This is a genomic window from Chryseobacterium caseinilyticum, assembly GCF_014837145.1.
In the GTDB taxonomy this organism is placed as follows: domain Bacteria; phylum Bacteroidota; class Bacteroidia; order Flavobacteriales; family Weeksellaceae; genus Chryseobacterium; species Chryseobacterium caseinilyticum.
Window position 1 is genome coordinate 1 of the sequence record NZ_JACYFS010000009.1, and the last position, 13164, is coordinate 13164.

Here is a 13164-nt window from a genome sequence, read left to right on the forward strand (position 1 = left end):
TTTTAAAGTTTTTTGATGACCTTAATTTTTCTTATTTACATTCTCTCAATCAACTCCTGCGCTTCCCCTTAATTGGGTCTGCAAATATACAACTGTTTTTTATTCTTGCAAATTTTTCAGTGTGTATTTTTTCTGAAGTTTCTTTCTTATCTTTATCCTTCTGCGCTACTTACTTCCTCTCGTTTTCAGTGGTGCAAAAGTAGAAACTTTTACATTCCCCACCAAACTTTTATTCATATTTATTTAACATAATTGAGCAACAGCCTGATTGTGTGGAGAGAAAATGTGTTGGAGGGTTGGAGGGTTTTAGCATTGGAGGGTGCGGGGTGAGATTTGAAATTTGATGTTTGAGAAGCGGGATGCGGGGTGCGGGGTGAAATGCATGAGGATTGTGAGTTGGGAATGCGCGGCGCAAGGACGGGATGTAGAGAGATGTGCGAGATGTATGGGGTGTCATGCCGGACGGTGGGAGTTTGGAAAGAATCATTTTGCATGTTTACGTATTATTTTCTGCAGGCTGGTTGGGTGAATTGAGCCGGTTGAATGTGTGTTGTTGGGAATTTTTGAGCATCATTGTTTATTTTGTAAGGCTTTTCGGTGAAAATGATTGTGCATTGCATGATTTGAAAAAATACAAAATGAGTTTTCAGGTCGCTTTTGTGGATGTTTTTAAGATGGCACTCCTACGGAGTGCGGTTATTTTTGGAATGGTGGTTTCTACGCAGATGGCACTCCTACGGAGTGCTGTGGCGTTAGTTGTCGCTTTTGCTACACAGATTTTACTTCTCCGGAGTAAGGTGGAGTTTTTATTTTTGAAAGGTGTGGCCCAATTGCTGACAATATTTAAATGGATTCTTATTGGATGAAAAGTGTTTTTGGGTGAACGGGTGCGAGTTCGTTTTTAAATAGTATCGGTGGTACGTCCGCGGCAGAAGATGGGATGATTTGAAATTTGAAGTTTGAGATTTGAAATTCGGAGTGCAGAGTCCGGATGTGGAATGTGGAATGTGAAATGTGAAATGTGGGTACGGGCGGGACACCCGCACCAGCGGTGAGTGTTCTACTTTGTTGGCTTCATAGCTCGATTCATAAAAGGTTGGTTTTTGCGTGGAAGTGACCACCCCCGTCTAAAATCTGCGATTTCTGACATCCCCTCCAGAGGATGGGAATGGTTCAAAGGGGTATTTGAAATAAGGGAAGTTTGGTTTTTTACTGCTGGCCGAACTGAAAATGTAGTGAGAATCGATGGTTGAAACTTTTGAATTGAAGTTTTGGCTTTCCTATTATAGTTTTTGCTGCTTTTTTTAATGAGATTATTGTAGATTAATTACTTACTGGTGATTACTTATTACCTATTGCTCATTACTTATCAAAATTCAACAGTTCTTAAAAAGCGGAATCGTTACTAGCCCCGATGGCAGCGACATCCTTTTTTGTGGCGGACGTAGCGGAGTGGAGACCGGCACAAAAAAGATACAGCGGACAGCGGGTTCCCGGCTCCTGAAAATTATGTGGAGGATTGGAGGGTTGGAGAGTTTGAGCAGTTGAGGGGAGTGAAATGCAATACAATATGAGTAAGGCCTTCGGCTTTTATGCTTCGGATTCGAGATCTTCAATGGCAAATTGAATTTTGTCGTATTCGAAGCCGCGGCTGATGAGATATTTGATGGTTTTGGATTTTTTCTGGTATTCTTTTAAACCATGCTGTCTGGAAGAATAATCCTGATAGATTTTTGTGATGGTTTTCTGGTAATCTTCTTCGTGAATTTCGTCGAAGCATTTGCTGATCAGCTTATCTGTGATGCCTTTTTGTTTCAGATGGATTTTGATTTTGGTTTTTCCCCAATGTTTGATGTAAAACTTTCCACGGATATAACTTCTGGTGAAACGTTCTTCGTTGAGATAGTTTTCCTTTAATAAGTATAGATAGATTTCTTCCTTCGCCTCATCAATCAGCAAAAAATCTCTCATCTTCTGCTCTACTTCGGCATGACAGCGATCCTGATAAACGCAGTAGTTGACCAGTTTCTGTTTGATTTCCTGAAAGGTGTAGGATTTGCTCAAGATTTGAGATTAGAGATTTGAAGTTTGAGATTCGGGATTCGGGATTCGCGGTGCGAAATTCGGTTTCCGGGTTACGAGATGCGTAAGTTGATGTTCGAGGCTTTTGTTTTAATAAGATTAAAAAAGGTGCAAATAAATCTGCACCTTTATATTATATATAAGCTAAAAGCAATATGCCATCAGCCAGAAGCCTTCTAATAATTGAAAAGTGCTTTTCCTTCCATTAATTCATTTACTTTTTTCTTTACGGAAGTGATTACTTCTTCGTTTTTGATATTGTCAACAACCTCAGAAACCAGTTCAGCAATCGTATCCATATCGTTTTCTTTTAAACCTCTCGTAGTAATCGCTGCAGTTCCGAATCTGATTCCGGAAGTTGTGAACGGCGACTTGTCGTCAAAAGGAACCATATTTTTATTACATGTAATATCAGCCAAAACTAAAGCTTTTTCGGTTTCCTTACCGTTTACTCCTTTATTTCTAAGGTCTACCAACATCAAATGGTTGTCTGTGCCACCACTTACGATTTCAAAACCTCTGTCGATCATCGATTTTGACAAAGCTCTTGCATTGGACTGAACCTGTTTTGCATACGTTTCAAACTGTGTATCCAAAGCTTCTGCAAATGCAACTGCCTTTCCTGCAATTACGTGCTCCAACGGACCGCCCTGAATTCCAGGGAAAACTGCGCCGTCAAGAACCTGGCTCATCATTTTGATTTCTCCTTTTGGTGTTTTGTGACCGTATGTGTTTTCGAAATCTTTGCCCATCATGATCATCCCTCCTCTTGGACCTCTCAACGTTTTGTGCGTAGTTGTGGTTACCACATGACAATGTTCGAATGGATTATTCAGCAGACCTTTTGCCACCAAACCTGCAGGGTGAGCGATGTCTGCCCAAAGCGTAGCTCCGATTTCGTCTGCCACCTCTCTGAATTTTGCATAATCCAAATCTCTAGAGTAAGCCGAGAAACCTGCGATTAACATTTTTGGTTTTTCTCTCAATGCTACTTCTCTCATCTGATCATAATCGATCAAACCTGTTTCTTTCTGAACGCCATAAGAAACAACGTCATACTGAATTCCTGAGAAGTTCACCGCAGAACCGTGAGTAAGGTGACCTCCCATTGAAAGATCCATCCCCATGATTTTGTCGCCCGGTTTCAAAACAGCCAGATAAATTGCTGCGTTCGCCTGAGAACCTGAGTGCGGCTGAACATTAACGTAATCTACTCCGAAAAGTTCTTTAGCTCTGTCTATAGCCAAAGTTTCAACCTCATCTACGACTTCGCAGCCTCCGTAATATCTTTTTCCGGGATATCCTTCTGCATATTTGTTAGTCAAAACACTTCCCATTGCTTTCATCACGTTTTCAGAAACGAAATTTTCTGATGCAATCAGCTCGATACCGTGCGTCTGTCTCTGTCTTTCTTTTTCGATAAGGTCAAAAATAATGTCCATTTACTTTTTAAGTTTTAGATTACTTCAGCAAAAATAAGGAATTTTCGTGTAGATTTAAAATAATAATGTTTGAAGGGCGAGGTTAAGGTTGAGGCTTAGGTTGAGAAACAGGATAAGTGTAGATTTGAATGTTTTTTTCATCACATTAAAACTTTGTCAAAGTTTATCTGCGCTGTAAAAAAACTTTGACAAAGTTGTCTTTTAAAACAAGAAAAGTTCTGCGAAACGAATCACAGAACTTTTAAAAATAATCAATTGAAGAAATTTTATTTTAAAGTAAATTTTACTTTTGTAAGAATATTGTCTGAAGAGTTTCCGATCTGGGCTTCGAAATCTCCCGGCTCGGCAATCCATGCGTGTTTTTCCGCATCGAAGAAACTTAAGGCTTCTTTGTCTATTGTAAATGAAACTTCTTTTTCTTCGCCAGGATTTAAAAATACTTTTTCAAAACCTTTCAGTTCTTTTTCAGGTCTTAAAACGGATGATTTTTTGTCTGAGATGTAAAGTTGAACCACTTCTGCTCCAGCTTTATTACCGGTATTTTTAACTTTTACAGTAAAACTGATTTTATCATTCTGCGAAATGGTCGTTTTATCTGAACCTGCTTTACCAAACTGAAATGTCGTGTAACTTAAACCATGACCGAAACTGAATAACGGTTTGATCTTTTTGGTGTCATGCCATCTGTATCCTACCAAAATCCCTTCGTTGTAGGTAATGTTGATTGGATTTTTCTGATCTTTACCTTTTCCGGCAGCCAGTTCTTCCTTGTTTCCGGGATATTCACCCAATTTGTGAGCAGAATTATCTTCCAGTTTCACAGGGAAAGTGAAAGGTAATTTTCCTGAGGGATTGGCATCGCCAGACAATACTGAAGCTATGGAATTTCCAGCCTCTGAGCCGAGATACCATGCCTGGACGATTGTTGGAACTTCTTTTACCCAAGGCATAGCAACGGCATTTCCGGAAACCAAAACCACTGCCAGATTTTTATTGGCTTTTGCTAATGCTGAAATCACATTGTCCTGATTGTACGGTAATCCATAGCTTTTTCTGTCGTTGCCTTCGCTGTCCTGAAAATCGGCTTTGTTTAAACCTCCTACAAAGATGACATAATCTGAATTTTTTGCCAGTTCGACTGCTTCTTTTAAAATTTCATCGGCTGAACGGCTGTCTTTCAGATCCTGACCGGATTTTACACCGTTGTATTCTCCGCCAACATCGCCAACATAGCCTCTGGCAAACTGTACATCAGCATTTTTACCGAATCTGTTTTTAATTCCATCTAAAGGAGAAGTTTCGTACTTTACCTTTAGTGAGGAGGATCCGCCACCTACAGTCATTACTTTGATCGCATTTTCTCCGATCACTGCAATTTTTTTGGCCGTGTTCATATTAACCGGAAGAACGTTTCTGTCATTTTTAAGTAAAACAATTCCTTCTTCACCAATTTCTTTTGCTACAGCTTTGTGTTCTGCAGAAGCGACATTTCCGAAAGGTTTATTTTTATTTAAAGTCGTTTTATAAGCTAAATTTAAAATTCTTGTAACTTTATCGTCCAGTTCCGCGGTTCCGACTTTTCCTTCTTTAATCATTTTTAGATAAGGATGCGCCAGATAATAATTGTCGTAAGCGTTGGAAGTTCCGGCAGAAAGACCATTCGTCCAGCTTCCGAATTCCAGATCAAGACCGTTTTTGATGGCCTGTTCGGTACTGTTGACCGCTCCCCAGTCTGAAACCACTACTCCTTTGTAGTTCCATTCTTTTTTAAGAATATCATTTAAAAGATACTGATTTTGGCTGGCGTACTGATTTTTGTACATATCGTAAGCTCCCATAATCGTCCACGAATCCCCTTCCGTAACCGCTGCCTTGAATGCAGGAAGATAAATTTCGTATAAAGTTCTGTCGTCCACAGTCACATTGCTGGTATGGCGGAACATTTCCTGATTATTCAGCGCAAAATGTTTCACAGAAGTGGCAACGCCGTTGGACTGCACACCTTTTATATAAGGAACAACCATTTTTGAAGTCAGATAAGGATCTTCGCCCATGTATTCAAAATTCCTTCCGTTGAGCGGTGTTCTGTAAATGTTAACTCCAGGTCCCAGAAGAATATCTTTTTTTCTGTACCGGGCTTCCTCGCCAAGTGCTTTACCGTAATTCCATGACATATTTTTGTTCCAGGTTGCGGAAAGTGCTGTCAATGCGGGATAGGCAATGATGGAATCGTTTGTCCATCCTGCCTGATCCCATTCGTCCCAAAGCACTTCGGGTCTTACGCCGTGTGGTCCGTCTGTAGTCCAGAATTCCGGAATTCCTAAACGGGGAACTCCAGGCGAAGAGAATTTCGACTGAGCGTGAAGCATAGCCACTTTTTCTTCAAGTGTCATTCTTGAAAGTGCATCTTTCACTCTTTGCTCAACAGGTTTAGATTCATCGAGATAAACCGGTATCGTTTTGTTCTGCGCAAATGCAGAAGCGGAAAGTAGTATCGAAAAACTAAAGAGAGCAGCTTTTTTGATCATAAATCTTTTAGTTTGAATTGGTAACAAATTTAAGCATTTTAATTTTATTTGCTCAAAATGAGACAATGAATTTTAAAAAAATTTACTTTGAAGTAAAATTAATTGTTCTTTTGCCTTGAAGCAAAAGAATCAAAAATTCAAGACTTGGAAATCCTTGATTCGACAAAGTCAAACTCGGCTAAAATTTAAAAGAAATTCATAAAATTTCCAAACTCGGGCGGAAAGAAGATTGGCTTATCTGAAATGATTCTTGCCGCCACTAAAACAGTGAAATTTCTTAACGGAATTTTTTTTAAATTTTTTAACGCCTCCGTTTCCGAAGTCAAAAAAATATATAACTGTTTTTTTTACAAAGCCGTTGATTTATAAAAAATCTCTCCAGAAAACTGAAGAGACTTATTGATATTAAATACATGAATTTAATCGATCGGTTCCCAAAGCTGGATTTTATTATCTTCCAAATCAAGAATATGTACAAATTTGCCGTAATTATAAGTCTGGATTTCATCAAGAATCTTCACATTTTCTTTTTTGAGTTCTTCAACCAGCAATTCGAGATTTTCCACGCGGTAATTGATCATAAATTCTTTTTGAGAAGGCTCAAAATACTCGGTGGTGTCTGCGAAAGGTGCCCACTGCGTTGTTCCTGTGTTGCCGGTTTCTTTATCTTTCCATTCAAAGCTTACGCCGTATGGAGTGGTGTCTAAACCGAGATTTTTCTTATACCAATCATTGACTGCACTGGTGTCTTTTGCTTTGAAAAATATTCCTCCTATTCCTGTTACTTTTTTCATTTTTGTTGGGTGTTGGGTGTTGGATGATGGGTGATTATTTAATATTCAAATAAAATGCTTCCCCAGGTAAATCCGCTGCCGAAGGCTGAAAGAAGGACTAAATCTCCCCGTTTGATTTTACCTAATTCTATGGCTTCACTTAACGCAATCGGAATAGATGCTGCGGTTGTATTTCCGTACTTTTGGATATTGTTGTGTATTTTTTCGTCAGGAAGACCAAATTTCTGCTGTACAAACTGAGCAATTCTAAGATTCGCCTGATGTGGAATAAACATATCCAGGTCTGCAATTGTTTTTCCTGCTTTATCCAAAGCTTCCTTCATGGTTTCAGGGAATCGTGTTACGGCATGTTTGAAAACAAAATTTCCATTCATAATCGGATACACTTCTTTGTTGGTCACATTTTCCGGCTCTTTTCTCATTCTGTCACTCCAGCCATATTTTGATCCCGGAAACTGGGTACACAGTTCGTCTGCATATTTCCCTTCAGAATGCATATTCATCGCTAAAATATCTCCTGCATTTTCATCTTCAGTTGCTGAAAGCACGATCGCCCCTGCCCCATCACCGAAAATAACAGAAACTCCTCTTCCTTCATCAGAAAAATCGAGTCCGAAAGAATGAACTTCCGCTCCCACCACTAAAATATTTTTATACGTTCCTGATTTGATAAAAGCATTCGCCACACTCATGGCATACACAAAACCTGAACACTGATTTCTTACATCTAAAGCACCAATGGTATCACAACCTAACATATCCTGAAGCAGTACTCCACAACCGGGAAAATAATAATCCGGAGAAAGTGTTGCGAAAATAATGTAGTCGATATCTTTTGCTGTTAAGCCAGCCTTTTCCAGTGCCTTTTCTGAAGCCTTGAAACCTAAATAAGCAGTCGTTTCCTGAGCATCATTACGGTTTTCACGGTGTCTTCTCTCTTTGATTCCGGTACGTTCGGTAATCCATTCGTCATTGGTGGTCATCAGTTTAGAAAGGTCATCATTCGTGACAACATTGTCCGGAACATGAAAACCGATACCTTTAATGGTACTTTTAATCATAATGTTTTTATATTTTGGTAAAGATAAAATTTATTTGATATATATTAGGTTAAGGCTAAGGTTTAGGTTTAGGTAAAAATCAGAACACTTTTAATACTGAAGTTTGCCTGATGAATATTTTAGATGTTTGATTTTAAACTCAATAAAACTGACGATGCATAGATTCCTCCGGAATGACAAACAGAGGGTAAATATGACGCGTTTGCTCAATGAATATCTGCAGATATTTCCTTAACCGAACTTAACAACTTCAATATCTTAATGGTTCAATTTTTTTGATTTAAAATTATTCCTTTTATAACAGTAAATATTCATTTCAATATATCTTTGTTTTTCAAATATCATTACTTTTATAGTATGCCAATAGAAACCCTGTACCGAGACAAAAACTGTGAGTGGATAGACGTGGAAGCGCCGACGGAGGAAGACATGAAATACCTTCACGAGCGCTATGAAATCAACAATCTGCTTCTGGAAGATACTTTGGATCCCAATCACCTACCCAAATACGAAGCTGACGGAAACGTGAAATTTTTCCTTTTGCGCGAAAATACCGAGCTTGAAAGAAAAAATTTAAATACCATCAGCGATATCAGCACCAAAATCGGGATTTTTTTATTGGAAAATACGATCATCACGGTGCACAGAATGAAAGCCAAAAGTATTTCCGAGGCTAAAAAAGAGCTTGCATCCCGCCAGGAAGAATGCTCGCCGGCAAGAGTGGCACTGAAAATTGCACTGGTCCTGATGAAAAGTTTTGATGATGAAGCCATCAGCCTTTTTGAAACAATGGACAATATCGAAAATGAAATTTTCCTTAAAAACACCAACCACACCCATCAGATCCGGAGGCTGTATAAACTTAAAAGAAAATCAGGTCTGAATTCGAGGGTTCTGACGATCTCCACGGATGCGATTGATAAATTTAAACTGCTCAACCTTCCCGATTCTGAATTTACAGACTTAAAAGACAAACACAAAGATGTTGTTGCCGATTTTGATCATCTCAATATTCAGATTACCAACTTAATTTCGATGTTTCTGGCACTGTCTGATCAGAAAGCGAATCAGGTGATGAAGGTTTTGGCAATTTATTCAGTTTACTTTTTACCGATTACTTTTATTGCCGGTGTCTACGGGATGAATTTTGACAATATGCCCGAACTTCACACAAAACACGGTTACTTTTATACGCTTGGCTTAATGGGAGCGATTGTGATTTGCACGTTTATTTATGCTAGGAGAAAGCAATGGTAATATTTCACGCAGATTTAGGAGATAATGCAGATTTTTTTCATTCATTAATCTGCACAATCAGATCAATCCACGAGAGAACATAAAACTCAGAATCTTTTTAAAAGTGATTCTGGTTGCTGCACCTTTCAATGACATCAACCAAAAACACCACACCAAATCATGAAACCCGAAATTTTAAATCAAATTTTAGCCGATGAAACGCTTTCGGCAGAATCCAAAGAAAAACTCAAGGCACTACACGGAATTATCTCAGAAAAAGAGTTTTCAGACCTCTTGGATGCCAACGGAAATCAGTATGTGGAATTTGTGCAGGAAGGTGGCGGTGTGTGGGGAAGCGCACTGGTAGGTTACCTTTACGGACTTGAAATCTTCGGAATCCGCTTTCTGAAAGTGGCAGGAACGAGTGCAGGAGCCATCAACACCATGCTGATTGCAGCATGTAAAAATAAAGAAGACGCCAAAAGTGACGTCATCAAAGACATCCTTTTCAACTGGAATTTCGCTGATTTTATGGATGGCAAAGATTATGTGAAAACGACCATCCACTCGATTCTGAACAACAAACATTTCCTCCAGACCAATTTTATTTTAGCCGGAATTATGATGCTGGCACTTGTAATTGCTCCGTTTGCCATACCTACCGGAAGTATTCTGTATACTAAACTTCTGTTTTTAATTCCCATTATTCCTTTAATCATCGCCTTTCTCTATATCCGAAAACTGTATCGTGATTTTAAAAAAAACAACAGCGGCCTCAATCCGGGAAATACTTTTCTTGAAAAAATGACCGACGTTCTGAAAGCTTTCGGGATCAAAACCGTTGCCGACCTCAACAGAAAATTTTCGCAGAAAGAGGAAAATTTAAATTTGAACTATCGCCATGGTAACCATTCAGAATATTATGATCTGGCTCTTGAAAGCATTGAAAAGATAAAAGCTGATCATACGAAAACCGAAAATCACATCGACGAAACCCGCTACAGACTGTTTTTCGAGAGTGTGAAAAACAATGATTACTACAAAACCAATCCTTTCTATCTTTTAAAATCTGAATATGTAGTAATTACCACCGACATCAGTGCCAAAATAAAGGTCGAACTTCCAAGAATGGCCAATCTCTACTGGTCGGAAGAGGAGCTGAAAAGAAGCAGTCCGGCAGAATTTGTGCGGGCCTCGATGTCGGTTCCGTTTTTCTTTGAGCCGATGCAGAAAATCATCAACGGCAAAGACGATTCGGTACAATACGCATGGAAATACTGGCTCAACATGTCCCCCGAAGATATCTACCCTACAGGAATTTTCATAGATGGCGGAAGTCTTTCCAACTTTCCTGTTGATCTTTTTCACAACAACGATGTTTTCTACCCAAGACTCCCGATTTTTGGAGTGAAACTCACCAGCGATTCCGACATGCTGACCGACAAACAACACACTTCAGACGAAATTCTGAAAACTCCCCTTTCCTTTGCCGGAAATATCATCAGCACGATGAAAGGTTTTAATGATAAAGCATTTCTCAGCAAATACAGTTTCTACGAAATCTACAGCATCCAAAACGTGAATTGCGGCAAAAGCAACTGGCTGAATTTCTTTATGGAAAAAGAAGAAAAAGAAGATCTCTACAACCGCGGTTTTCAGGCAGCTCTCAATTTCCTCAACCGCTTCGACTGGGAAAAATACAAGTATGAAAGGATGATTGTTTCGATGAAGGAGAAAAAGATTATTAAGGAGGAAGATACGCCGACGGTGGGGTGAGTTGGGTTGGAGGGCTTGGATACTTGCAAACAAGAGTCATATTTTTGATATTGGAATTTCAATTTTTTATTTTTAACATGAATATTTTTGTAAATAATCTCACAAAAAATCAACAGTCACTTTGTCATTCCGTAGGAATCTCAGCAATTTATTTAATTATACACAAATGATAGAATTCACAGAAGGAATTTATACTTTTTATGTATACATCTTAACCAACAAAAGAAAAACTGTACTCTACACTGGCGTGACAAATGATTTACGCAGAAGATTATACGATCATTCTAAAAAAATTAATCCCAATAGTTTTACAGCAAGATATAATGTTGAATACTTGATTTATTACGAAAAATTGGATGGATTCAACAAGCTATAGAAGGTGAAAAAGAAATAAAAAACTATCCGCGAAGTAACTATAAGATATCTTAATCCGAATATGAATTTTCTAAATTATCTGTTTGAAAATATTGTGTGAATACTTTCTTAGATTACTGAGAAAATACAAGAATATATTCATATAGTCGACACATACATTTCGACTAAGTTAATGTTAGAAAATTTATTATCCATCTTTTATTTCAGATCAAAAACAGATACAGTACATGATATTTGCTATCATAAATAGTTTTAAAAACATCAACATTTTTGACCACATACCCAACCAAATAATGTGGCTAATACCGTTTAGATTCCTACGGAATGACAAACAATTTTTCCTATTTTCGTTTTACACCTATAAAAAATGACAAAAAAGCACCTTTTTATTATTGCAATTGTTGCGGTCCTGATATTCCTTTCAGTTCCCATCATTCATGTCCTTAAAACAAAATGGAATGAATCTGATGAGAAAATCATTAGTCCAAAAGGTTTTACCAACGATGCAAGTCAACTGAATCTTACGGAAATAGACACTCTAATCGTAGTTCCAAATAATAAAAAAGAGATTCAAAATCAGCTGAAGCTTGTTCTTCGCTATGCCAAAGAAAAGAATCTGAAAATTTCGATTGCAGGAGCCCAACACAGCATGGGCGGACATTCTATTTATCCCAACGGAATTCTTTTGAATATGCTTGCTTATAAACAGATGGAATTGGATGAAAAAAATAATATTCTGACGATTGGTTCGGGTGCTTTATGGGAAGATGCCATTAATTATTTAGATAAATTCGGTAAATCTATTTCCGTGATGCAGGCTTTCAGTTCATTTTCCATTGGTGGTTCTTTAAGTGTGAACGGTCATGGATGGCAAAAAAATCTTCCGCCCGTTTCCTCAAGTGTTATTTCTTTTACTCTGATGAATGCAGACGGCGAAATCATCAATTGCAGCAGAGAAGAAAATCCAGAATTATTTAAACTGGTAATCGGTGGCTATGGGCTTTTCGGAATTATTTTGGATGTGAGGTTAAAAGTCGTTGATAATATTGCTCTACATTACAAATCTGCTGCAATGAATTCTGAAGACTATGTTGCTCAGTATCAAAAAATAATTACAGATAACAATAATGTAAATCTTGTTTTTGGGAGACTGAGAATTTCTGACAAGAAATTTTTAGAAGAATCCACTATTATTTATTTTGAAAAATCAGATGAAAAACCGCTTTCACTCGAGAAACAAAGATCAAAAAATAAAGAAGTAAGACGTGTCGTTTTCAGAAGTACAGTCAACAGCGAATACGGAAAAAGACTTCGCTGGGATTTGGAAACAGGGATGAATTCGATTTTAAACAATACAGTTCTCACCCGAAATGAATTGTTGAACGGCCACGTTTCGCTGATTGAAAATAAAGATCCCAATTCGACAGATCTTCTTCATGAATATTTTATCCCTGACAGAAATTTTAATCAGTTTATAAAAGATATAAAACCGATCCTGAAAGATTCCGGAATAGATTTATTAAATATCACCATCCGTGCTGTAGACAGGGATGCAGATGCCTACATGAATTATGCTAGAGAGCATGTTTTCGGATTTGTTTTACTGTTCAATCAAAAGAAAACGGAAAAACAGGAAAACGCAATGAAAGCACTGACCAATAAACTGGTGGACGTCACGATTAAAAACGAAGGAACCTTCTATCTTCCCTACCGTTTACACATTGATAAAATGAAAATGAGAAAAGCGTATCCACAATCTGATTCTTTCTTTGAATTAAAAAGAAAATATGATCCACAGGAAATTTTTGAGAATAAATTTTACCTTTATTACAAATAAAAGTTTTCTATACAACTAAAAAGTTTTCTAAGA

The 13164-nt window shown here is 37.9% G+C and carries 10 protein-coding genes; 5 read left to right on the forward strand and 5 right to left on the reverse strand.

Annotated elements, in window-relative coordinates; translation table 11 throughout:
• The first annotated feature begins 638 nt into the window (after window positions 1–638).
• Window positions 639–866 carry a hypothetical protein gene (locus IC610_RS18385; protein WP_191738149.1) on the forward strand — a complete coding sequence of 76 codons (228 nt, stop codon included), beginning with the start codon at window positions 639–641 and terminating at the stop codon, window positions 864–866.
• 724 nt (window positions 867–1590) lie between these two features.
• On the opposite strand, the gene IC610_RS18390 is transcribed toward IC610_RS18385, so the two are convergent.
• From IC610_RS18390 to IC610_RS18410, 5 genes are all read right to left on the reverse strand, one after another.
• A complete protein-coding gene (locus IC610_RS18390) occupies window positions 1591–2067 on the reverse strand; it encodes a regulatory protein RecX (RefSeq protein WP_191738257.1) in 477 nt (158 codons plus the stop codon).
• A gap of 191 nt (window positions 2068–2258) precedes the next feature.
• Window positions 2259–3524, reverse strand: a complete 1266-nt coding sequence (gene glyA / locus IC610_RS18395; protein WP_191738150.1) for a serine hydroxymethyltransferase — start codon at window positions 3522–3524, stop codon at window positions 2259–2261.
• Window positions 3525–3790: 266 nt separating this feature from the next.
• Window positions 3791–6052 carry a glycoside hydrolase family 3 C-terminal domain-containing protein gene (locus IC610_RS18400; protein WP_191738151.1) on the reverse strand — a complete coding sequence of 754 codons (2262 nt, stop codon included), beginning with the start codon at window positions 6050–6052 and terminating at the stop codon, window positions 3791–3793.
• A gap of 419 nt (window positions 6053–6471) precedes the next feature.
• Entirely contained in the window at window positions 6472–6846 is a 375-nt protein-coding gene (locus IC610_RS18405; protein WP_191738152.1) for a VOC family protein, read from the reverse strand.
• 38 nt (window positions 6847–6884) lie between these two features.
• Complete coding sequence (locus IC610_RS18410) at window positions 6885–7907, reverse strand: 3-oxoacyl-ACP synthase III family protein (protein WP_191738153.1); 1023 nt, start codon at window positions 7905–7907, stop codon at window positions 6885–6887.
• 357 nt (window positions 7908–8264) lie between these two features.
• On the opposite strand from IC610_RS18410, the gene IC610_RS18415 reads away from it, so the two are divergent.
• The 4 genes from IC610_RS18415 (at window position 8265) to IC610_RS18430 (ending at window position 13131) form a co-directional block, all read left to right on the forward strand.
• Window positions 8265–9164 (forward strand): magnesium transporter CorA family protein, encoded by a 900-nt coding sequence (locus tag IC610_RS18415; protein ID WP_056083913.1) that lies wholly within the window; start codon window positions 8265–8267, stop codon window positions 9162–9164.
• A gap of 159 nt (window positions 9165–9323) precedes the next feature.
• Complete coding sequence (locus IC610_RS18420) at window positions 9324–10919, forward strand: patatin-like phospholipase family protein (protein ID WP_191738154.1); 1596 nt, start codon at window positions 9324–9326, stop codon at window positions 10917–10919.
• A 166-nt stretch (window positions 10920–11085) separates the two neighbouring features.
• Window positions 11086–11295 carry a GIY-YIG nuclease family protein gene (locus IC610_RS18425; protein ID WP_317173454.1) on the forward strand — a complete coding sequence of 70 codons (210 nt, stop codon included), beginning with the start codon at window positions 11086–11088 and terminating at the stop codon, window positions 11293–11295.
• Window positions 11296–11661: 366 nt separating this feature from the next.
• Window positions 11662–13131 (forward strand): FAD-binding oxidoreductase, encoded by a 1470-nt coding sequence (locus IC610_RS18430; RefSeq protein WP_191738155.1) that lies wholly within the window; start codon window positions 11662–11664, stop codon window positions 13129–13131.
• Window positions 13132–13164: the final 33 nt, after the last annotated feature.